Raw genomic sequence first — 21,604 nt, 5'->3', positions numbered from 1 at the left:
CTACAGTGAGTTTAAAAGCGAGGGAGTAATCGCGCTGAGTTCTTTTAGTTGTTGATTTCATAACACTCTCCAATTTTTTGGGGGGGAAAGTGTCAACCTTATTTAGGACGGCACAGAATATAAAAATAAAGCTCGCTTAATCGCGAGCTTTATTTTTATGCGTTTTAAACCGAGGGCGGATACGGATGAGCATTCTTACTTTCTAGAGTGCTGGTAGTAGAGTCCTAGTCTCGCTAAGGCTTGCTGTAAAGACGTAACTGATAGAAATTTCTCATAAAACACCTCGTCAGTCTGAACGGTGAAGAACGAACCAGATGCAGAATCTACTTTCCGAGTGTTATGTTACTCAAGTGGTTATGGGATTTTTTAGAATGCTGGGTTTTAGGTTTCTAGTCTCACCATGGTTTTCTTGAATCAAGTTTATAAGTATTAAAACAACCAAGAGCAGCCCTCAGGCTGCTCTTTTGTGCTTGGAGTTTATTATTCAGGGCTACTCATCTGAGGCGTACCCATGTACGCCAAGCTCTGCGCCATCTAAATAGGCTTTACCATCCTTCATGATCAACCGCTCGTCTACCAGCCACTTAGCCACCATAGGGTAGATTCGGTGCTCCTGCGCCTGAACACGTGCCGCAAGTACACTAGCATCATCGTCTTCGAACACAGGAACTTTTGCTTGCAGTATGACAGGGCCACCATCAAGCTCTTCCGTTACAAAGTGCACACTCGTACCATGTTCTTTATCGCCAGCATCAATTGCTCTCTGGTGTGTGTGTAGCCCAGGATATTTTGGTAGAAGAGAAGGGTGGATATTGATCATCTTACCCATGTAATGAGAAACAAATGCGCTGCTCAGAATGCGCATGTAACCAGCAAGAATAATCACGTCTGGTTGGTATTCATCTATTTGACTCATTAGCTCTGCATCAAAGCTTTCACGTGAGCTGAATGCTTTAGGGTCGACAAAGTGACCGTCCACATCAAACTTTTTTGCACGTTCTAAACCAAAAGCATCTGCTTTGTTAGAGAACACGGCTGCCACTCGTGCGTTTGGCATGCTGTCTTCGCAAGCTTCCAAGATAGCTTGCAGGTTACTTCCGTTACCCGAGATGAGGACCACAATGTTTTTTAGGGTATGGTTTTTCATGATGTCGAGAGCGCCTTGGTATTGTAGGTTGGAGTTATGTAGCTTCTAAACTACCTACTAATAGAATGGTTTTTAGTGTTCTAGATAGCAAAATGAGGACCTAGTCATCTAGTGTCCTCATTCTTCTTATCTTTTGAGCTCGATTTGCAAATTATTGGATTTCAACTTGCTCTTCGTTCGCGTCTGCTTGTGCGATTTGACCAATCACCCACGCGTTTTCGCCTTCTTCTTTAAGAAGAGCAACTGCTGCATCTGCCTGGTCTTTCGGTAGTGCGACGATTAGACCTACACCACAGTTGAATGTGCGGTACATTTCGTGTGTGTCGACGTTGCCTTTCTCTTGTAGCCACTTGAAGATAACTGGCCATTCCCAACTGTTACCATCGATAACTGCTTTCGTGCCTTCAGGCAGTACGCGTGGGATGTTTTCCCAGAAACCACCACCAGTGATATGAGAAATCGCATGGATGTCGTGTTTCTCAATCATCTTAAGTGCTGACTTGATGTAAATTTTTGTTGGTTCTAGTAGGTGCTCACCAATAGTGCGGCCTGCTAGCTCTTCGCTCTTATCTGCACCAGATACTTCTAGGATCTTACGGATAAGGGAGTAACCGTTTGAGTGTGGGCCGCTTGAACCAACAGCGATAAGTGCATCACCAGCAGCGACTTTCGTGCCGTCAATCACGTCTTCTTTTTCTACTACGCCAACACAGAAACCAGCTACGTCGTAGTCTTCGCCTTCATACATGCCAGGCATCTCCGCAGTTTCGCCACCAATTAGGGCACAACCTGCTTGAACACACCCTTCTGCGATACCTGAAACAACATCCGCTGCGGTATCAACGTCTAGTTTGCCTGTTGCGTAGTAATCTAGGAAAAACAGTGGCTCTGCGCCTTGCACGATAAGATCATTTACACACATTGCCACTAGGTCGATGCCAATTGTGTCGTGCTTGTTCATATCCAGTGCTAGGCGAAGTTTTGTGCCAACGCCATCAGTACCAGAAACCAGTACAGGTTGTTTGTATTTAGTTGGCAATTCGCATAGCGCGCCAAAACCACCGATACCACCCATAACTTCAGGGCGACGAGTACGTTTTACCGCACCCTTAATACGATCCACAAGCGCGTTGCCTGCATCAATATCTACACCAGCGTCTTTATAGCTAAGAGAAGAGTTGTTACCACTCACAGGGAAGTCCTCGGTATTAAGTTGGATATGAAAACGGCGCTATTCTAACAGTGCTTAAACATAGATAGCAAACGTTTGCGTCTGTTTTTTTCTTTAGTGATTTATCCTGATATCCCTGTGAAAATCATGTATAATCTGAAGGTTTGTTTAAATATTGCCAACTATAGCCGGAGATGGACATGAAAGTTGTTGAAGTAAAGCACCCTCTAGTAAAACATAAAATTGGTCTAATGAGAGAAGGTGACATCAGCACAAAACGTTTTCGTGAGTTAGCGACTGAGGTCGGTAGCCTACTTACTTACGAAGCAACGTCAGACTTTGAAACAGAAAAAGTGACCATTGATGGTTGGAACGGTCCGGTAGAAGTAGACCAGATTAAAGGTAAAAAAGTAACCGTAGTGCCAATCCTACGTGCAGGTCTAGGCATGATGGATGGAGTTCTTGAGCACATGCCAAGCGCACGTATCAGTGTTGTGGGTATTTACCGTGATGAAGAAACGCTTGAGCCAGTTCCTTACTTCAACAAGCTTGCTTCAAACATCGAGGAGCGTATTGCGCTTGTTGTTGACCCAATGCTTGCAACAGGTGGTTCTATGATTGCTACGATCGATCTCCTAAAAGAGAAAGGTTGTAACCAAATCAAAGTGCTGGTACTTGTTGCTGCACCAGAAGGTATTGAAGCGCTAGAAAAAGCACACCCAGATGTTGAGCTATACACTGCGGCAATCGATGAGAAGCTTAATGACAAAGGCTACATCGTTCCGGGTCTAGGCGATGCAGGTGATAAGATCTTCGGTACTAAGTAATTCTTTGATGTATTACTATGACTGAACAGAAAAAGGCTTGGTGAAAACCAAGCCTTTTTTGTATCTACAAGAGGAGAAGAGTAAGACACGCCAACTAATAAAGCGGCGCAAACGAACTATTTCGCGCTTTCTTCTTCCATTTGTGCGTTATCTACAACGTGGTTTTCACCTAAATCGTTTGGTAGCACAAGGTTAAGAATAATTGCCACGATACCGCATAGACTCACACCTTGTAGACTGAACTCACCAATACCGAAGGCCATACCACCAATGCCAAACACAAGGGTTACGGCAACAATCACTAGATTACGAGACTTATGTAAATCAACGTTATTCTTGATCAGTGTGTTGAGGCCTACCGTTGCGATAGAGCCGAACAGCAGAATCATGATACCGCCCATGACAGGTACTGGAATCGTTTGAAGAACCGCACCTAGCTTACCTACCAATGCAAGTACGATTGCGGTGATTGCTGCCCAAGTCATGATCACAGGGTTAAATGCTTTGGTTAGCATTACCGCTCCTGTTACTTCACTGTAAGTGGTGTTTGGTGGAGCACCCACCATCGAAGCTGCGATAGTTGCCACCCCGTCACCTGCGATTGTGCGGTGAAGGCCTGGTTTTTTCAGGTAGTTTTTACCTGTAACGTTTGAGATAGCAAGCATGTCACCTACGTGCTCAACCGCAGGTGCGATAGCGACAGGAATCATGAACAAAATTGCGTTGATATTAAACTCTGGCGCGGTGAAGTTTGGCATGGCTAGCCAAGCCGCTTGTTCTACGGGAGTGAAATCAACCACACCGTAGAATAGAGAAACAGAGTAACCAGCAAGAATACCACCAACAATAGGAACGAGCTTCAAAAAGCCTTTTGCAAAAACGCTGAGTACAATGGTTGTGAGCAGTGAGACCGCCGAGATAATGATCGCAGCATCACCATTAACTAGCTGTGCAGCTCCATCACCAGTTTTACCTACTGCCATGTTCACTGCTGTTGGGGCAAGGCCAAGGCCGATAACCATGATCACAGGGCCAACGACAACAGGCGGGAGAATTTTATGGATAAATCCAACACCGCGCACTTTGATCATCGCCCCTAGAGCCACATAAACTAAGCCCGCTGCCATCAAGCCGCCCATCGTTGCACCGATACCCCAAGTTTGGATACCGAACATAATAGGAGCAATAAACGCAAAAGAAGAGGCAAGGAAGATGGGAACAGAACGTTTAGTCATTAATTGGAAGAGGAGAGTACCGACACCGGCACCAAAGAGGGCTACGTTTGGATCAAGGCCAGTTAGGAGCGGCACAAGCACCAAAGCACCAAAAGCGACAAAGAGCATTTGAGCGCCTTGTAACGCGTTTTTCATAATAATTCCCTATTTTCAAGATACGCAGACAAATCCGGCGAATACTATCATCCTGCAATCGTTTGCAATGTTGCATAGATCAAACTTTCGATTGAATTTTTCTCATAAATAGCACTTTTGAGAGTTGCTTGCTTGCAAGTTGTCCTCTTTTACGTGTCTTGCGTGAAGATGAAAAATGGACAGCCTAACTTGTTGAGATAGCTTAATAAGCAATGAATTTATTATAAAAAATAGCACTGAAGCGCTGGTTGAGGCCCGAGTTAACAAAGCTGGTCATAATACAGACAATTTACTCAGTACTTGCCTTGCTCAAGATTTGATAGTTGCTTATTATTCGGGTTCTTGTTCAGAGGATTATAAAAACTATGCGCTATTTAGCTCTCTTACTGATAGGTTGGTTGTCCCTACCAGTATATGCATTAACTCAGGTGGATATCTATCGTGCCGAAGTGGTTATCGACAGTGAGCAGAACGACGGTGAGTCTTTGGCTCGTCAACAAGGTATGCAGGATGTGATTGTTCGAGCGACCGGTTCTCAATCCTCTTTAAGCAATCCAGTGATTAAAAAGGCACTCAGCTCAAGTGCGCGTTACATTTCTCAACTGAGCTATGGGCAGGTTGATGGAAAAGCGAGCCTAAAAATGTTGTTTAACAACGACCAAATCAGCTCTCTTTTAACACAAGCACAATTGCCATCTTGGTCGCCAAATCGTGCCAATATTTTAGTTTGGATGGTTGAAGAGCAGGGTTACGATCGTAACATTGCGTGGGAACATTCTGAATCTTCAAATGTTGCAGCACTTCGTAGCGCAGCGAAATTAAGAGGCCTACCAATCACTATCCCGGTTGGGGATTTTGATGATGTGACCGGTGTTAATGTCTCTGATCTTTGGGGCGGCTTTATTGAGCCAATTGGTCAAGCCAGCCAGCGCTACCCAGCTGACGCCGTTTTGGTTGTACGAGCTCAAGGTGAACAAATTCGTTGGACACTCTACGACCAGTCGCCAACGAGAATTGTAGAAGCGCAACGTTCTCCGCGTAGCGGGTCTGAATCAGGTGCTAATGCTATTGCAGAAATGGTGGATGGCATCGCAGACTACTATGCAAGTAAGAGTGCAGTTGTGGTTTCAGGAAAGTCTTCAAAAGCGCTAGCAGTGAAAGTCCTTAATGTAACCTCTGCCACGGACTTCTTCCGTTTAGAGAATGCGCTAAAACAACTTAATTCGGTTGCGGGTACAGAGATTAAGCGTGTTCAAGGGGACGAGTTAACGCTCAACATCCACCTTTTGGCATCACAACAAGCTTTTGAGAAAGAAGCTTCTTCTATTTCTCAGTTAATGGTTTTTGAAGATCCTTTAGGTGAAGTTGATGCCCCAGCTTCAACTCAAGAAGAAGAGCCATTGGTTCAGAGTAATGAAGCAAAAGACGCCGCGACGCCAAAAGAAGCGCAGCCTGAAGTACCAGTAGATATTGTGGCAGAAGCAAGTGACGAAACACAGCCAACTCAGCCGATGATTGTGGAGCCTGTCCGAGAACAGTATGACTTGATCTACGAGTGGCGCTCGGCATCGTAATCTCCTTGGTAGCGTTCCAGGCGTGAAACGCAAGGATCAAAGACCAATGTGGTAAGCATAAAAAAGAGTCGCAATAGCGACTCTTTTTGTTTTCTAAATTCGTATTCGAACCAATGATCAGTGATTGACTGCGATTGGCGTTATTTATTGAATTTCGCTTTTTCTTCTTTTTCTACTTGAGAGAGGCGTTTCAACTTAAGACCTAGCTCTTTGCCTCTCGCTCTAGCAAACAAAATATTACCAGCGAAACCGAGTGAAGTCAGTATCAGTTCCACTGCCGCAAGCCAGCGTTCACCCCCATCCACATAAAGGATGGTCAGCGCATGCAAGAAATACAGCATAAGAACAAAGTTAGCCCAAGCATGAGTGTAAGGCTTACCAGCTAAAATACCAGGCAACGGAAGTAGTAGCGGAATACACCAAGCAATAGCAAGTGTTGTGCTGCTGAGGTGAGGGTGAGGGGATAACGCAAGCTGCCAAATAGCGACCCAGGCTAATAAGGCTAAGTTGCCAAATAAAGCCAGGTAACGATAGGTTTTAGCCTGTGTACCGAGTGGTGTTTGGTCTAAAGAGTCAGACATCGATTAACTATCCTTGATTTTACTAACAGACTTTTAGTTTTAACGCTGCAGTTGCCAGCCTTTTGCCTAATTGTTGTGCCAGGCGAATCTCTTCACTGCTCAGGGTCGCCTCATGGCCTACACTGCTGGCGCCATACGGAGTGCCTCCGGACTGCGTAGTGTGTAACTCTGGCTCGGAATAAGGAATGCCCAAAACCATCATCCCGTGATGCAATAAAGGGGTCATCATGCTTTGTAACGTTGTTTCTTGACCACCATGCATCGAGGACGAAGAGGTAAAGACACAAGCAGGCTTATCGATTAAGTCACCACTGACCCATAAAGATGTAGTCTGATCCCAGAAGTGCTTTAAAGGCGCAGCCATGTTGCCAAACCAGACGGGGCTGCCAAACGCTAGACCGTCGCACGTTTTCAGTTCCTCTAGAGTAACAATTGGATCAGAAGGGGAGTGTGAGTGAGGTGACAATTCTTCAACTGTACGCAAAATTGCTTGGCATTGAGGAGTCGATTCGACTCCTCTTGCTATTTGTCTTGCCAGTTGTTTTGTCGAGCCATGACGGCTGAAATACAAAATAAGGATCTGGCAATCCATTTATAAAATATCCAACACTTGCTCTGGTGGGCGACCAATTTTTGCTTTGCCGTTAGCAACGACTACCGGACGCTCAAACAACTTTGGATTTTTCGCCATTGCTTCGAATAATTGCTCATCGCTGACGGAGTCTTCGCCTAAGCCAAGCTCTTTATATTCACTTTCTTTAGTGCGCATCATTTCACGTACAGATGAAAAGCCAAGCTGGGCGTACAGCGCTTTTAGTTCATCCACGTTAAGTGGTGTGTCTAGGTATTTGACGACTTCCGGTGTAACACCATTTTGCTCAAGCAGTTCAAGTGTTTGACGGCTCTTTGAGCAACGAGGGTTGTGATAAATCACGACTGACATGGTTTTCTCCATTTCGTTATTGTAATGCCATGAATCGATCTCTTTGGATCATGAGTTGGTCGATACGGGCATCGTATCGCGCTTGCTCTAAGCTGCCCAACTTGGCCATTTTACTTGCTTCACTATAATATTGAATCGCTTTATTCCAATTTGCTCGCAATGCCAAAATTTCTGCTCGAGCAGCCAACTCTTCATCGCTACGCCCCAGCGCGTGGTAGCTCTTCGATATTAGGTGCCAGCCATTTGTATCTTCAGGATAGTCATGAGTGTATCTTTGAAGAACTCGCGTGGCTTGATCGTTTTTATTGTCCTCAAGTAGTGCATTGGCATAGTTAATGGTCAATACTTTATTTTGAGGGTTCCGAGATAACGCTTTACGGAGCATCTCGGTCGCTTTTTCTGGCTGCTTCTTCTCGATGTATAAATCCGTCATAGCGTCCAAGTAAAACGGGTTACTTGGTTCTTGTTCCAGTAACTTTTTCAAAATTGGTTCCGCTTGAGATAGGCGTTTATTGTCTAAATGCACGAGTGCTCGACCATAATCAAAAGCAGGTGTAATGTCCGCAGAGGCTTTCTTTTGGGTTCTCTCAAACCAGCTCAGGGCGGCTTGTCCATCAATGCCAGCGTAACGAGCGACAATGCGCGCGCGAGCTAGATGATAGTCTATTGAAGGCACAACACGCATTGGAGGGTAGGTTCTTGCTCGCGCACGGCTATCGGTAATTCGATCTTCAGGCAGAGGGTGAGTCAGGAGCATTGGTGGCGGTTTACTCGCATAACGATACTCATCAGCAAGACGGCCAAAAAACCTTGGCATTGCTTGAACATCAAAACCGGCTTTTGCTAGTGTCGAAATACCAAAGCGATCCGCTTCTTTTTCGTTTGCACGAGTGTAGTTGATTTGACTTTGCATATTGCCCGCGGTTGCTGCTGTAATTGCAGCCATCCCCGCTTCGGGTGAGGCAATTGAAAGCAGTAGTGCCCCCGCAAGTGCGGCTAATGTGGCCGGAGAGCGGCGTGCTTGTTCTTCCATACTCCGAGCAAGATGACGTTGTGTGACGTGCGCTATCTCGTGAGCGACAACAGAGGCCAGCTCACTTTCTGAACGAGCATGAAGAAACAACCCAGAATGCAGCGCTACATAGCCACCAAAAAACGCGAACGCGTTGATATTACGGTCGCGAATCATAAAGAAATGGAACGGCGTTTTTACATCATTCGCATTGGCCACTAATTTGTGCCCAAGAGAGTCAATATATTCATTGATGACAGGGTCATTAACGATAGGTTTACTGGCTCTGAGCATACGCATATAGGCGTCGCCATAAATCAACTCTTGGTCTATTGAAAGCGTGCCACCAGCAGCTGTGCCAATGTCTGGCAAGTCAATGCTATTGGCATAAGTTGTCGGCGAACTGATGGCAGCAGCAAGACATAAGCAAACTAGCGAGCGAGTGCGTTTTAACATACGTTTAAAAGGTTCTCCAAAATACATAAGCATGTGGTTACAGGTCGAGAGCCTATTAACAGCGCCACATACGTTTTGGTTATCCGTGAGGATATAAGCTAACAGTAAGACCGGAAATAAATGAATTGGTTTCGTAAATTATTTTACATCCGAGCTATTTCAGCATGTGGTTAAATCATGTCAGAAGTGCTAGCACCAGCTCAAAAAGCCGTTACAATACAACCCTATCATAAGTGCAGAGCAATACAATGGAATCCATGTTACTTGATTTGCGTGAGCAACGTTGTCCTATGGCACTGTTACTTGCAAAGCGTCATGCTGCTGAGGTCTTTCAAGGAGAAGCAAAGCAGTATCATCAACTTGTCATTCAAGTGGTGGACAACAGCTCTAAACGAGACATTGTGAACTATCTTAGTGCCCAAGGGTACTCGGTTGATTGCCAATCTACATCAGAGCACTACACATTGACTGTCTTCAATAAGGAATCCGCATAAGATGTTTGAAATGGTTAGTCGTTGGTATAAACGACGTTTCTCTGACCCTCACGCAGTAAGTCTCGTCGCGATCTTGCTGTTTGGCTTTATCACCATTTACTTCTTTGGACACTTGATTGCGCCATTACTTGTCGCGATCGTTTTGGCTTATCTACTTGAATGGCCAGTTGTCAAAATGTGTCGTATGGGCGTGCCGCGCACTTTGTCGGTTATTATCGTGATCTTGGTCTTTGTCGGGTTAATGTTAATTGCGTTGTTTGGCTTGGTTCCGACGATTTGGACTCAGGTCGGTAATCTAATTAACGATATTCCGAACATGTACAACGGGCTACAAAAGTTTATTGTCACATTGCCAGAGCGCCATCCTGAACTAGCCAATTTAGAAATAGTAGAAACCGTGGTGACGAACGCCAAAAACCAAGCACTGGGGCTGGGTGAAAGTGTCGTCAAAGGGTCGCTTGCTTCATTAGTTAGCATTGCAACGCTAGCGGTATATTTGATCTTAGTGCCACTCCTTATCTTCTTTTTGCTTAAAGACAAAGAAGAAATGCTGCGAATCGCAAGCGGTATTCTGCCGAAAAACCGTAAATTGGCGAATAAAGTTTGGCATGAAATGAACGAGCAGATATCAAATTACATTCGCGGTAAAGTGTTAGAGATTTTAATCGTGGGCGGTGTGAGCTACGTAACTTTTGCCCTTTTAGATCTTCGTTACTCGGCGTTGCTTGCCGTAGCCGTTGGTCTATCGGTTTTGATTCCTTATATCGGTGCGGCGGCTGTTACTGTACCTGTTGCTATCGTTGGTTTGTTCCAATGGGGTTTAACGCCTCCGTTTTATTGGTTGTTGCTTGCTTACGGTATTATCCAGGCGCTGGATGGTAATGTGTTGGTTCCTGTTCTGTTTTCCGAGGCAGTAAACTTACACCCAGTTGCTATCATTGTGGCTGTATTAGTCTTTGGTGGGCTCTGGGGCTTTTGGGGGGTGTTCTTCGCCATTCCTTTAGCGACATTAGTCAAAGCCGTATGGCATGCATTACCAAGCACGGAAGAAAACGAACCTATCGAACAAGAGTAGTTGTTACCAAAGGTACGATAGTTAAAAGAAAGCCCAGCAGTTTGCTGGGCTTTTTGTTTGTAGAAAAACAATAGCGTTTAAGCGTTTTCGTTTAAGTAGTTTAATACGACTTCGTGGTGATCTTTGGTTTTGAACTTGTTAAACACGTGTTCGATCACGCCTTCTTCATTGATCAGAAAGCTAATGCGGTGAAGACCGTCGTATACTTTGCCCATGAATTTCTTTTCGCCCCAAACGCCGAACTGGTCTGCAACGGCATGGTCTTCATCAGAAAGCAGAGTGAAGTTTAAATCATCGCGCTCGATGAACTTGCCTAGGCGCTTTACAGGGTCGATGCTTACGCCGAGTACTACCACGTTATGTGCATCGAGTTCAGCTTTGATGTCACGAAGGCCTTTTGCTTGTGTAGTACAACCCGGCGTCATCGCCTTAGGGTAAAAGTAGAAAAGTACTTTCTTGCCTTTAAAGTGTTCAAGAGAAACGGTATTTCCGTCTTGGTCGAGCAAAGAGAAGGCTGGCGCTGGCGAGCCTGCTGTCAGCGTATTCATTTTGATTTCCTTTACTTTATAGTGTGTTTTTAATGAAATTCAGAGAACCTTGTACGTTGAGCGACTTACAAAGTTCATCGAAGTCTTCTTGTAACTGCATCAAATTAAAATCCGCGCTTACAGATGCAGTAATCGCAATGTGAAACTGGTCAGAATCGAGTTGAATTTTCGACTTGCTGATGGTTTGCGCACTAAGAGAGTCTAAACCAATCTGCTGATCAGCGAAGAACTTAGTAAATTTTTCAGTTAACCCAGGGCGGTCTTCAGACTCAATAAACACTTCCATGGTGTAGCTGTTATCGAGCAGTTCGTGCGCCGCTGTGCGTTTCATGATCGTAATAAGGTCATGTTCTTGGCCAAGCAGGGGCAATTGCGTTTCAACTCGAGTCACGCTGCTGGCGTTCCCAGTCAGGAGCATGATCAGCGTAAATTCGCTGCCAAAGATAGCGATACGGCTATCGACTATGTTACAACCAGCTTGAGTAACGAGCTGTACGACTTGGTTACAAATGCCTGGACGGTCCGTTCCAACTGCTGTAAGTACCAGATGTTGCTTCATAAATGAGCTTCTTGTCCTTTCTTCAATAGAGAGATGTTAGCACAGATATTGCGAAGAAATATCGAGCCAGTTCTTTTTTAGTCTATAAAAAGCAGGAGGATGTTGAGGGGAGCGGTGGGAAATAAACAGTAAATGCAGGCTACAGGATAAACAAAACGTTTGCATGATGTGCTTGCCTATTGTCTGGCCGTTTTATTCACTTAGATCTGACTTGGCTAACAAGACCAAAGAGTATATTTTCCTTGCTTGTGCTCTTCAGTATTTTCCAAATCACTGATAGATTCTAAAGTCACTCGAAAGCCCAACACGATTATCAATATTGCCGTTAATCAAACCAAATAGAGCAATTAAGTTGCTAGACCTCTAACAACTGGTAATTATTCATTCATTTGTACTTTGTAAGCGAGTTTACGCTCTTGTGTTTTTCAATCGCATTACAGTACCATGCAGAAAGAGTTAAATGAGGGAGATAAACATGTTTTCAGGAAGTATCGTAGCGCTGATTACGCCATTCAAAGCAGATGGCGAAGTAGACTTTGACGGTCTGCAAAAGCTAGTAGAGTACCACGTTGAAGCGGGTACAGACGGTATTGTGGCAGTAGGCACAACAGGTGAGTCAGCGACACTGACCATTGAAGAGCATGTAAAGGTCGTTAATAAAACTGTTGAGTTTGCCGACGGTCGCATCCCTGTGATTGCTGGCACGGGTGCAAATGCAACCCATGAGGCAGTAACATTTAGCAAATTACTGGCTGATTCTGGTATTGCTGGCTTCCTGAGTGTGACACCGTATTACAACAAACCAACTCAAGAGGGTTTGTTTCTACATTACAAGGCAATTGCCGAAGCGAGTGATGTGCCTCTAATTTTGTACAACGTACCAGGCCGTACTGCTGTTGATATGCAGCCAGAAACAGTGGCACGCTTGTCAAAGCTTGATAATATCGTAGCTCTAAAAGATGCAACGGGTGATTTGGAACGAATTGCAATTCATCGTGAACTTTGTGGCGAAGATTTTATCTTACTAAGTGGCGATGATGCGACAGGGCTGGATTTTGTGAAACTTGGCGGCAATGGTGTTATCTCGGTAACGAACAATATTGCAGCTAAAGACATGGCAGACATGTTCCATTTGGCAAGTGAAGGTAAGTACGAAGAAGCAGAAGCGATTAACCAACGCTTGATGACTCTACATAAAAACCTTTTCATCGAAGCAAGCCCTATCCCAGTAAAATGGGCAGCGCAAAAGCTTGGTTTGATTGAAGAAGGTGGTTTGCGTCTTCCTTTAACTACGCTTTCTGAAAAATCGCAGCCGATCGTCGAGCAGGCGCTAACAGACGCCCATATTTATTAAGATTGAGCTATTAAGATTGAGTTACTAGGATTGAAGTTCATACTGGGGGCCAAAGCGCCCTCGGTGTTTTAGGAGTATAGATGAAGCTTTCAAGCCAGTTAGTGTTAAGTTCATTAGCTGTATTCGTATTGACTGCCTGTTCAGGTGGTGCCAATCAACGTCGTCAAGCAAAAGATGACTTCGAGTATTTGAACTCCCCAAATTTGGGTGAGTGGAATGTCCCACAGGGTGCACAGCCTCAGTTTTACCCTAACTACGAGATCCCTCAGGGTAACTACGCTGGTGGTGTAGGTAAAGATGTCGACATTCGTCCACCTCAACAAGTCCTAGAGCTTATTCCCGGTGCACGTTTGGACCGCAGTAGTGATGGTGAAGTGACACTTTGGCTACTTCGTAAAGATGAACTAGATAAAGTTTGGCAAACGGTGCAAAACATGGTCGCGGCTAACGAGATTCCAGTTGAAAGCCAAACAGACTCTCGCATCGAGACAGGATGGGTGACTTGGGATTCGCCAGATGAAGAGCTAGAAATTGGCAGCCGATATGAAATCGTACGCGCTGAAGCAAATGGTCGACACGGCTTTAAGGTGAGCCTTATTGACTGGCGTGAAGGCAATCAAGTGAAAGAAGTAACGGCGACCAACCGTGAGCGCTACAATGTATTCATGACGAACTTGGTCACCGCTCGCTACGACCAAGAAGTGCGTGAAGAAGCACAGCGTAAAGCGCAAGAGTTGGTTAAACAGATCCCAATCACAATGGGTAAAGACCGCAGCGGACTTCCTGTGATTATCGCGCGTGCGCAATACAACATGCTTTGGCAACGTTTGCCTAATATTCTACCTAAGATGGGCTTTAAGATTGAAGAGCGTAGCCAGTCTCAGGGTACAATCACTGCGAAATATGCGTCTCCGGATGATGAATTCTGGAACGATATCGGCGTTAAACCAGTGGAGTTAGCCGCTGGGAAGTACACATTCTTACTTGGTGATTTAGGCAACCGTACGTCTATCAATATCACCGACTCCTCTGGCAAGCCAGTAGAAGAAGAGTTTTTGAAATCACTAGCGCCTGTATTGGCTGCAACAGTGAAGCAGTAAACAAAGCGAGCTTAACGCGGCGTGTTTACTTAATGATAGAAAAGGGACCTAGTGGTCCCTTTTTTGATGTTTAGATTAAATGTGTCGAGATGAAGCTGGTGAGTAACTAACGAGGCTCGTTTTTGTTTTTATCTTCTTCAGCGTAGCGCTGTTTATCCAATGTGTTCAGCTTATCTAAATCGTTCTTACGGCTTTTATCCATCTGACCAAACTTCATTTTTGCGGTATATTTGAGTGCGGCAATATTACCAATGACCACGCTCAACACTACAATAATAATGACCCAAGGATTGGTTAGTATTTCTATCATAGAGCCTCCGGCGGCGTGATATTGTGAATAAATTTGGCAACGACGTTATCCAAATTATTCAGTATGACGTCAATCCCTGCAATGTTGTCGGTCTGATTTTGTTTAATCAACTGGCTTCTGAGTACATCAAGCGTCAACTGCTCGAGGCATTGCTGCCCGACAGCGCGGTGACTAATGTGCCAAGGCTCAATCGAAACGCCACCTAAATCATGCTGATAAGGGAAGAAGAAACCGAACCGACCAAGGTTGGCTTTTAACCATTGGTAGAACGCCTGCTGGTGGCCTTCGAGATACTCCCAAGGTTCCAACTTGAGTTTGGTGTCAGCAGGCAATAAATTGCGCGCATAGACATCAAAATCACAACCCCAATGATGACGACTTCCTCCGGGCAATGCCGACCAGCGCAAAATGGCCATCAATTTCTCTTCGTCATTTAATTCTGCTTTATTCAAAGGGCGGGAGTTGATGTCGAGAATTGGCAACTCACCAGAAAACTTCCCGTTCCAGATGGCTTTTTGGCGATTAAAGTCACGAAAACCACTGGCGATTTCCATTTTGAAACCTGCTTCTGTTGCCGCTTCAATCATCTTTAGCAGATCGTCAGCCACTTCAGGGTGGAGTAGAAACGCTTTTTGCCCCACTAGTGTGGATTGAAGATGAGAATCAGTGATTCCGGTGAGTTGCTCTGGTGTCATTGTGTTCTCGCTGATTACTTCGCCAATAGGTGTTTCAACGTGTTTTCGTACATGTCCGTCAACTTTTCAAGATCGTCGACTTTCACACACTCGTTCACTTTATGAATCGTAGCGTTAACAGGGCCTAACTCTACGACTTGACCTCCCATTCGAGCAATAAAACGACCATCAGACGTACCGCCAGTTGTAAGTAGCGCTGGCTTCGTATCATTGACTTCGGCCACAGCAGCTACAACCGCGTCTAGCAGTGCGCCCGTATCGGTCAGGAATGGGTCTCCGTTGAATGTCCATTTTAGGTCGTAGTCCAGCTCATGCTTGTCCAATGTTTCGGTAACACGCTGAACAATTGCGTCATTGTTAAGCTCAGTACTAAAACGTAGGTTGAACTGAACATGGAACTCGCCAGGAATAACGTTAGACGCACCAGTGCCAGCCGATACATTCGGGATCTGGAAACTAGTCGGTGGGAAGTAATCATTCCCTTTGTCCCATTCTGTCGTCGCGAGTTCATGAATCGCGAGTAGAGACTCGTGCACTGGATTGCTGGCTAGGTGAGGGTAGGCCACGTGACCTTGTGTTCCTTTTACCGTTAAATCACCAGTGATGGATCCACGGCGTCCATTTTTCACTACATCGCCAACCACGTCGGTGCTGGATGGTTCACCAACAATACACATATCGATGTTCTCACCACGTTCCATCAACGTTTCTACAACGCGAACGGTACCATTGATAAATGGCCCTTCTTCATCTGACGTAATCAAAAAGCCAATTGAGCCTTTGTGGTCTGGGTTTTCTTCAATGAAGCGTTCGACAGCAACGACCATAGCAGCTAGCGACCCTTTCATGTCAGCTGCGCCGCGGCCATGCAAGTAACCATCAATAATGGTCGGTTCAAACGGATGTGTATTCCAGTGTTCCAATTTGCCTGCTGGTACCACATCGGTGTGGCCAGCAAACGCAAATAGCGGCGCTTCTGAACCACGTCGAGCCCAGAAGTTCGTGGTGTCTTCAAATACCATCACTTCAATTTCAAACCCGAGTGCTTTTAAGCGCTCGATCATCAAATCCTGACAACCTGCGTCTTCCGGCGTTACGGACTGTCTACTGATCAGATCTTTAGCAAGTGCCAATACTGGACTGTCTGTCATCCTTGAGTATTCCTTTATTTAAGAGTTGAAAATGCTAGCGTATTGATCAGCTTTAAAACCGATATGAAGTTGATCATTCACTTTTAAAATTGGGCGTTTAATCATCGCAGGGTTTTCTACCAAAAGAGCGATGGCGTTTTCCTCGTTAAGTGTGTCTTTCTGCTCTTGCGCTAATTGGCGGTAGGTTGTGCCACGTTTATTGAGCACCTGTTCCCAACCTAAAGCGCGACAAAATTCACTTACCATTTCTGCATCAATGCCTTGCTTACGGTAGTCATGGAAGTCGTAAGCAATATCCTCGGCTTCTAACCATTTCTTGGCTTTTTTGATCGTATCGCAGTTGGGAATACCAAACATGGTAATCGACATAGTGTTTCCTTTTTCTTTGTTCTATTTTTCACTGGCGCGGTTAAGACGCACTTAAGTGATTTGGGCTGTTAAAGCATCCTATCAAGAAGCAATCAAACTGACAAAATGCGGTGGAAAATATTTTCAGATAGATTGAGATAACTAATGTCACATAACTTATTTACGATGAATGCGCTATAAATCGAATAAAAATTCGTCTAAATCAAATGGAAAAGTCGAGTTATTGATCAAACGCAACACCTCGCTGAGCAAAAACGAAATAATGAATCAGCACAATTTTAGGAGGTGTCAATGGAATTGAGTCCTGTTTTTGCAAGGCGGCTATATTTGGCCTTGTTGGTGGAAAACCTAGAAAGGCCGAATGTGCCAAAGTTGATCGAAAAAACGGGGTGGCCTCGTCGTACTATTCAAGATGTACTCAAGGCGTTACCTGGGATCGGCATTGAACTCATATTCGTTCAAGATGGCCGACGTCATAATGACGGCTATTATCAACTTTCAGATTGGGGGCCTTTTGATAGCCAATGGGTTCTAGAGCGGGAGAGAGATATCGCTAGCAGTCTTGGATTTCGTGCATAAGCCAGCAATTGCTGGCTTTTTTCATATTCAGGCCTCATCCATTGCAGCGGTAGGCGGAACCCAGTACGCTAAATGAAGTGATAAAATCTTGTGGGGAAACCATAAAAACGGTGTCCGCATCGATAGCCGCTGCATTGTTTTTTAAATCGTTCATCGCGCCTTGCATCATCGCGTCATTAGTCATGAAAATGTAGTTATACCAATGGCCTTCACTTCCGGTGACTTCGCCTTTGTATTCGCATCGCTCAGGGTCGAATTGCGCGTCAATGCGAATATGAACATCTTGACTTTGAGCATGAGTAAGGTGAGAAGGCATCGTGCAACCCGTTAGAAGCACGACAAAAAGTCCAAGTAACAGGCGTTTCATTAGCTATTTCCCCAATACTATGTAAGCAGCAAAGCCAATCCAGCTCAGAACAAGTAGTGTCCAAGGCAGTTTGCTTGATGAATGGTTTGGCGCATCGTCGGTGATATTGTCTTGTTCGATAATCTCTTCATGCTGACGTTGTTTTTCACGTTGCTGTTTTTTCTTCGCTTTATCGGCTTGGCGGTTGCGCTCTTTTTGTTGTTTCTTATATTGCGCGATGCCTTTTTCGATACCTTGAGCGATGAGTTTGGTTTGCTCTTTGGTTTGCCCCGGTTTCTGCGTGGATTTGGCAATTCTCATCGCTTCGGCTTGAGTTTCTTGAGAAGGCACAGGGGTGGTAGGAGTTCTTTTTTTCATGTTTCTCATCAACGTCGCTGTAAATCTTTGTTTAGTTTACCTGTGTAAGGTGCTGAAATGAACTTCAGTTCTCATCTTTGTTGGCTTGCAACTCTGAAACGATAGGTTAAAGTGACGTTTTTATCACATAAAGAAGAAGATGTTGTGCGCTATTCGTTTGACCAATATGACGCTCATGGATTTTTAAAGGCGCCGATCATTTTATGGGTGGGATGGATGTTTCTTGTGCGTTCATGGGTGGTGTTTGCCATGGCTGGTGTAAGTCGTGATAGTGGCAGTAAGCTACTCGCTATTGTTTACCCAGATTCAAGTACGTTGTATTTAGGTTTGGCGATGGGCATTCCAAGTTTGCTTCTTATGTGGTTAATGGGGCTTCGTCATCCCGACAGAGGATGGGTAAACAGAATTACTCGCTATGGTCGCGAGATCACTTTGATCTTGTGCGGTATTCAACTTGCTCAGACCATGTATCATGTGTACCTAGAACATGGAGTGTTTAATTGGGCAAACGCCCTTACCATTACCTTATTAGCTTGGTTTATGATCTATCTTCTAAATGGAAGATGGGTAAAAGACTGTTTTCATGTGCCACAATTGGCGCACGATGAACAGCAGCATTCAAAGAATTAAAAACAATAACTTCCCACTCTGGGGCAAAGTAATAGAGGAAACCTCAATGTCACAAGCTCAAACGGCGATCGTGCCAGAAGCCGGGCCATTTGCACTGTACACTCAACTCAAAGTGAACCAAAACCGTGAAAACGTATTAGAAAAACTGAAAGCACTGCCAAAGTTGGTGGAAGAGTTAAACATTACCCAGCCAGGTGCTGCGCTGACGCTTTCTATCGCATTCACAAAATCGTTTTGGGAACACCTTAATGTAGACGCGCCAGAAGAGCTTATTGATTTTACTCAACTTGGCGAAGGTGACATCGTTGCTCCTGCAACAGACGTAGATGTGCTTATTCACTGTCACTCGACTCGTCACGACTTGCATTTTTACGTGTTGCGTAAGTTCCTAGAAGAGACGGCACAAGATGTCACCATTGTGGACGAAACATATGGGTACCGTTACCTTGATGCTCGTGATATGACAGACTTCATTGATGGCACAGAAAACCCGAAAGGGGAGGCTCGCGCTGATGTGGCTCTAGTAAAAGAGGGCCCATTTGCTGGAGGCAGTTATGTTATGGCTCAGCGCTTTGAACATAACCTTGCCGCTTGGAATCGATTGAATGTCAAAGCGCAAGAAAAAGTGATTGGTCGTACCAAACCAGACTCTATCGAGCTAGAAGATGTTCCTGCTGCGTCGCACGTTGGTCGGGTTGATATCAAAGAAGAAGGTAAAGGTTTGAAGATTGTTCGCCACAGCTTACCATACGGGACGGTGACCGGAGCTCACGGTCTGTTGTTCATCTCTTACTGCAATACACTTCATAACATTAAAGTGATGCTAGAAAGTATGTACGGCGTAACAGATGGTAAAACAGACCAAATGCTTCGTTTCACAACAGCGGTAACAGGTGCGTACTTTTTCGCTCCTTCGCAAGAAATGCTCGCAGAGCTAGCCATCAAGTAAGTTCTCAGACTTTATTTCTTAAGCCCTCCAATTAGAGGGCTTTTGTTTTCTATTTCTATTCCAATCTCTTTTCAAAAAACACTAAACTTTTCTGTTACTTGGTCGATAAGTATCCAAAGCCTTAATTTATTTGGAGTCTGTGTCTCGTGGCGATCACCGTTAATACCAATGTGGCAGCACTCGTCGCACAGCGTCATTTGACCAGTGCAACTGACATGCTGAACCAATCCATGGAGCGTTTGTCTTCAGGGAAACGTATTAACAGCGCAAAAGATGACGCGGCGGGTCTGCAAATCTCCAACCGTCTACAATCGCAAATGCGTGGTTTGGATGTCGCGGTACGTAACGCGAATGACGGCATTTCTATAATGCAAACCGCCGAAGGGGCGATGAATGAAGTGACTAACATTATGCAACGTATGCGTGATTTGTCGCTTCAATCAGCTAACGGTTCAAACAGCAAAGCGGAGCGCACTGCACTGCAAGAAGAAGTCTCTGCTTTAAATGATGAGTTAAGTCGTATTGCAGAAACCACATCTTTTGGTGGACGTAAATTGCTGAATGGCACATTCGGTACATCGTCTTTTCAAATCGGTGCAACGGCTGGTGAAGCGGTACAAATTGGCCTGCGGACCATGCAGCCGGAATCTTTAGGTAGCTTTTCAATGAGCTCATATCAAAGAGTCAGTTCAGATTGGACGGTTCAAAACGGAAATAATGAAATTGTTATCAGCTACCGTGATAACAATTTTGAAGAGCAGGAGATCCGTATTGAAGCTAAAGCTGGCGACGATATAGAAGAACTCGCGACTTACATTAACGGGCAGACCGATAAAGTGAAAGCGTCTGTTAATGAAGAGGGGCAACTGCAGTTACTCATGTCCCACAAGGACGCCATAAAATACCCTGGACCAACCTTCAGTGGTGGCCTGGCTGATGAGTTAGAACTTGGCAAGTATGTCACCGTAAATAGAACGGTAGATAGTATTGATATTAGCACGGTCGGTGGCGCTCAGATGGCGGTCGGCATTTTAGATGATGCTTTGAAAACGGTAGATGGCAGTCGTGCGGAGTTAGGCGCGTATCAAAACCGCTTTAATCACGCGATCAATAATCTCGATAACATCCACGAAAACTTAGCCGCTTCCAACAGTCGTATCCAAGACACTGACTATGCCAAAGAAACTACGCAAATGGTGAAGCAACAGATTTTACAACAGGTCAGTACTTCTATTCTGGCGCAAGCAAAACAAGCGCCAAACCTAGCATTGACCTTGCTTGGCTGATGAACGGCCTTGCCCGAATTTAACGCAAAACCTGCCTGTATCGACAATTCGAAAAGAAGCTTTAGCGAAAAATGAAAGTTTTTTTGCTTTTTTATCCGCTTTGTCACGATTACCCCTCCAAACGAATTATTTTCAAAAAAATCCAAAATTTTCTCTAAAGAAAACAGGGCATGCGCCGTTAATAAAAGTAACTTTGAGAGAACTACTTGGTTTTCCGAGACGTCGGAAACCGCTACACCGGAAAATCAATTGGAGAAATCACCATGGCAGTGAATGTAAACACTAACGTATCAGCGATGACCGCTCAGCGTTACCTAAACAACGCAAACTCAGCTCAACAAACTTCTATGGAGCGTTTGTCTTCAGGTTTTAAAATCAACAGCGCAAAAGATGACGCTGCGGGTCTACAAATCTCGAACCGTTTGAACGTACAAAGCCGTGGTTTGGATGTAGCAGTTCGCAACGCGAACGACGGTATCTCGATTGCACAAACTGCTGAAGGTGCAATGAATGAGACCACTAATATTCTTCAACGTATGCGTGACTTGTCTCTGCAATCAGCAAACGGCTCAAACTCGAAAGCAGAACGTGTTGCGATTCAAGAAGAAGTGACCGCGCTAAACGACGAACTAAACCGTATCGCAGAAACCACTTCTTTCGGTGGTAACAAGCTACTAAACGGCACACACGGTGCGAAATC

General features: G+C 44.9%; 26 protein-coding genes. 11 read left to right on the top strand and 15 right to left on the bottom strand.

Annotation, left to right across the window (positions count from 1 at the left end; translation table 11 throughout):
• Positions 1-490: 490 nt before the first annotated feature.
• Both purN and purM read right to left on the bottom strand, forming a co-directional pair.
• Positions 491-1,147 (bottom strand): phosphoribosylglycinamide formyltransferase, encoded by a 657-nt coding sequence (gene purN / locus R7P69_RS24020; RefSeq protein ID WP_005394347.1) that lies wholly within the window; start codon positions 1,145-1,147, stop codon positions 491-493.
• Between the two features lie 151 nt (positions 1,148-1,298).
• Positions 1,299-2,339, bottom strand: a complete 1,041-nt coding sequence (gene purM, locus R7P69_RS24015) for a phosphoribosylformylglycinamidine cyclo-ligase (RefSeq protein WP_005389861.1) — start codon at positions 2,337-2,339, stop codon at positions 1,299-1,301.
• Between the two features lie 179 nt (positions 2,340-2,518).
• Between purM and upp the strand changes: the two genes are divergently transcribed.
• Positions 2,519-3,145 carry a uracil phosphoribosyltransferase gene (gene upp, locus R7P69_RS24010; protein ID WP_005380401.1) on the top strand — a complete coding sequence of 209 codons (627 nt, stop codon included), beginning with the start codon at positions 2,519-2,521 and terminating at the stop codon, positions 3,143-3,145.
• Positions 3,146-3,261: 116 nt separating this feature from the next.
• Here the strand turns inward: upp and R7P69_RS24005 are convergent, their stop codons facing one another.
• Positions 3,262-4,515: a uracil-xanthine permease family protein gene (locus tag R7P69_RS24005; RefSeq protein WP_005389855.1), complete on the bottom strand. Its 1,254-nt coding sequence runs from the start codon at positions 4,513-4,515 to the stop codon at positions 3,262-3,264.
• 365 nt (positions 4,516-4,880) lie between these two features.
• Between R7P69_RS24005 and R7P69_RS24000 the strand changes: the two genes are divergently transcribed.
• A complete protein-coding gene (locus tag R7P69_RS24000) occupies positions 4,881-6,089 on the top strand; it encodes a DUF2066 domain-containing protein (RefSeq protein WP_238952079.1) in 1,209 nt (402 codons plus the stop codon).
• Between the two features lie 140 nt (positions 6,090-6,229).
• Here the strand turns inward: R7P69_RS24000 and R7P69_RS23995 are convergent, their stop codons facing one another.
• The 4 genes from R7P69_RS23995 to R7P69_RS23980 are packed head-to-tail and all read right to left on the bottom strand — an operon-like array spanning position 6,230 to position 9,081.
• The gene (locus R7P69_RS23995; protein WP_005380407.1) at positions 6,230-6,670 is read right to left on the bottom strand and encodes a DUF2069 domain-containing protein; all 441 of its coding nucleotides are present in this window, start codon (positions 6,668-6,670) and stop codon (positions 6,230-6,232) included.
• A 22-nt stretch (positions 6,671-6,692) separates the two neighbouring features.
• The gene (gene wrbA, locus R7P69_RS23990; protein WP_005380409.1) at positions 6,693-7,262 is read right to left on the bottom strand and encodes an NAD(P)H:quinone oxidoreductase; all 570 of its coding nucleotides are present in this window, start codon (positions 7,260-7,262) and stop codon (positions 6,693-6,695) included.
• Positions 7,263-7,613 carry an arsenate reductase (glutaredoxin) gene (gene arsC, locus R7P69_RS23985; protein ID WP_005380410.1) on the bottom strand — a complete coding sequence of 117 codons (351 nt, stop codon included), beginning with the start codon at positions 7,611-7,613 and terminating at the stop codon, positions 7,263-7,265.
• Positions 7,614-7,629: 16 nt separating this feature from the next.
• Complete coding sequence (locus R7P69_RS23980; RefSeq protein ID WP_053306711.1) at positions 7,630-9,081, bottom strand: tetratricopeptide repeat protein; 1,452 nt, start codon at positions 9,079-9,081, stop codon at positions 7,630-7,632.
• Positions 9,082-9,338: 257 nt separating this feature from the next.
• Here R7P69_RS23980 and R7P69_RS23975 point away from each other — a divergent pair, with 257 nt between their 5' ends.
• Both R7P69_RS23975 and R7P69_RS23970 read left to right on the top strand, forming a co-directional pair.
• A complete protein-coding gene (locus R7P69_RS23975; protein WP_005380414.1) occupies positions 9,339-9,575 on the top strand; it encodes a sulfurtransferase TusA family protein in 237 nt (78 codons plus the stop codon).
• 1 nt (position 9,576) lies between these two features.
• Entirely contained in the window at positions 9,577-10,650 is a 1,074-nt protein-coding gene (locus tag R7P69_RS23970; protein ID WP_053306710.1) for an AI-2E family transporter, read from the top strand.
• Between the two features lie 77 nt (positions 10,651-10,727).
• Here the strand turns inward: R7P69_RS23970 and bcp are convergent, their stop codons facing one another.
• Positions 10,728-11,198: a thioredoxin-dependent thiol peroxidase gene (gene bcp, locus R7P69_RS23965; protein WP_053306709.1), complete on the bottom strand. Its 471-nt coding sequence runs from the start codon at positions 11,196-11,198 to the stop codon at positions 10,728-10,730.
• A 16-nt stretch (positions 11,199-11,214) separates the two neighbouring features.
• Positions 11,215-11,757: a glycine cleavage system protein R gene (locus R7P69_RS23960; protein WP_005380420.1), complete on the bottom strand. Its 543-nt coding sequence runs from the start codon at positions 11,755-11,757 to the stop codon at positions 11,215-11,217.
• 475 nt (positions 11,758-12,232) lie between these two features.
• On the opposite strand from R7P69_RS23960, the gene dapA reads away from it, so the two are divergent.
• Complete coding sequence (dapA, locus tag R7P69_RS23955; protein ID WP_005380422.1) at positions 12,233-13,111, top strand: 4-hydroxy-tetrahydrodipicolinate synthase; 879 nt, start codon at positions 12,233-12,235, stop codon at positions 13,109-13,111.
• 80 nt (positions 13,112-13,191) lie between these two features.
• Entirely contained in the window at positions 13,192-14,211 is a 1,020-nt protein-coding gene (gene bamC / locus R7P69_RS23950; RefSeq protein ID WP_005380424.1) for an outer membrane protein assembly factor BamC, read from the top strand.
• A 106-nt stretch (positions 14,212-14,317) separates the two neighbouring features.
• Here the strand turns inward: bamC and R7P69_RS23945 are convergent, their stop codons facing one another.
• From R7P69_RS23945 to R7P69_RS23930, 4 genes are read right to left on the bottom strand one after another with little or no spacing between them, the layout of a single operon-like run.
• On the bottom strand, positions 14,318-14,521 hold the full coding sequence (locus R7P69_RS23945; RefSeq protein WP_005380425.1) for a DUF2897 family protein: 204 nt from the start codon (positions 14,519-14,521) through the stop codon (positions 14,318-14,320).
• Positions 14,518-15,216: a M15 family metallopeptidase gene (locus R7P69_RS23940; RefSeq protein ID WP_053306708.1), complete on the bottom strand. Its 699-nt coding sequence runs from the start codon at positions 15,214-15,216 to the stop codon at positions 14,518-14,520. Before R7P69_RS23940 ends, R7P69_RS23945 begins: the two co-directional genes overlap by 4 nt.
• A 14-nt stretch (positions 15,217-15,230) precedes the next feature.
• A complete protein-coding gene (gene dapE, locus R7P69_RS23935) occupies positions 15,231-16,367 on the bottom strand; it encodes a succinyl-diaminopimelate desuccinylase (RefSeq protein ID WP_005380429.1) in 1,137 nt (378 codons plus the stop codon).
• A gap of 18 nt (positions 16,368-16,385) precedes the next feature.
• On the bottom strand, positions 16,386-16,736 hold the full coding sequence (locus R7P69_RS23930) for an ArsC family reductase (protein WP_005380431.1): 351 nt from the start codon (positions 16,734-16,736) through the stop codon (positions 16,386-16,388).
• A 291-nt stretch (positions 16,737-17,027) separates the two neighbouring features.
• Here R7P69_RS23930 and R7P69_RS23925 point away from each other — a divergent pair, with 291 nt between their 5' ends.
• Positions 17,028-17,315, top strand: coding sequence for a winged helix-turn-helix domain-containing protein (locus tag R7P69_RS23925; RefSeq protein WP_005380433.1), 288 nt, complete (start codon positions 17,028-17,030; stop codon positions 17,313-17,315).
• 34 nt (positions 17,316-17,349) lie between these two features.
• On the opposite strand, the gene R7P69_RS23920 is transcribed toward R7P69_RS23925, so the two are convergent.
• A complete protein-coding gene (locus tag R7P69_RS23920; protein ID WP_005380435.1) occupies positions 17,350-17,682 on the bottom strand; it encodes a DUF4156 domain-containing protein in 333 nt (110 codons plus the stop codon).
• Between the two features lie 3 nt (positions 17,683-17,685).
• On the bottom strand, positions 17,686-18,039 hold the full coding sequence (locus R7P69_RS23915; RefSeq protein ID WP_238952078.1) for a DUF2956 domain-containing protein: 354 nt from the start codon (positions 18,037-18,039) through the stop codon (positions 17,686-17,688).
• 144 nt (positions 18,040-18,183) lie between these two features.
• Here R7P69_RS23915 and R7P69_RS23910 point away from each other — a divergent pair, with 144 nt between their 5' ends.
• The 4 genes from R7P69_RS23910 to R7P69_RS23895 all read left to right on the top strand — a co-directional run.
• The gene (locus R7P69_RS23910) at positions 18,184-18,669 is read left to right on the top strand and encodes a DUF2919 domain-containing protein (protein WP_025768263.1); all 486 of its coding nucleotides are present in this window, start codon (positions 18,184-18,186) and stop codon (positions 18,667-18,669) included.
• 46 nt (positions 18,670-18,715) lie between these two features.
• Entirely contained in the window at positions 18,716-19,618 is a 903-nt protein-coding gene (locus R7P69_RS23905) for a Dyp-type peroxidase (protein ID WP_054576281.1), read from the top strand.
• A 146-nt stretch (positions 19,619-19,764) separates the two neighbouring features.
• Positions 19,765-20,904, top strand: coding sequence for a flagellin (locus R7P69_RS23900; RefSeq protein ID WP_005380443.1), 1,140 nt, complete (start codon positions 19,765-19,767; stop codon positions 20,902-20,904).
• Between the two features lie 263 nt (positions 20,905-21,167).
• Positions 21,168-21,604: flagellin (locus R7P69_RS23895; RefSeq protein ID WP_140374088.1), on the top strand; the 437-nt coding region annotated here is incomplete at its 3' end.

The sequence above is a fragment of the Vibrio sp. 661 genome (assembly GCF_033339315.1).
Classification (GTDB): Bacteria; Pseudomonadota; Gammaproteobacteria; order Enterobacterales; family Vibrionaceae; genus Vibrio; species Vibrio alginolyticus.
This window is presented reverse-complemented; position numbering and strand designations above follow the sequence as displayed.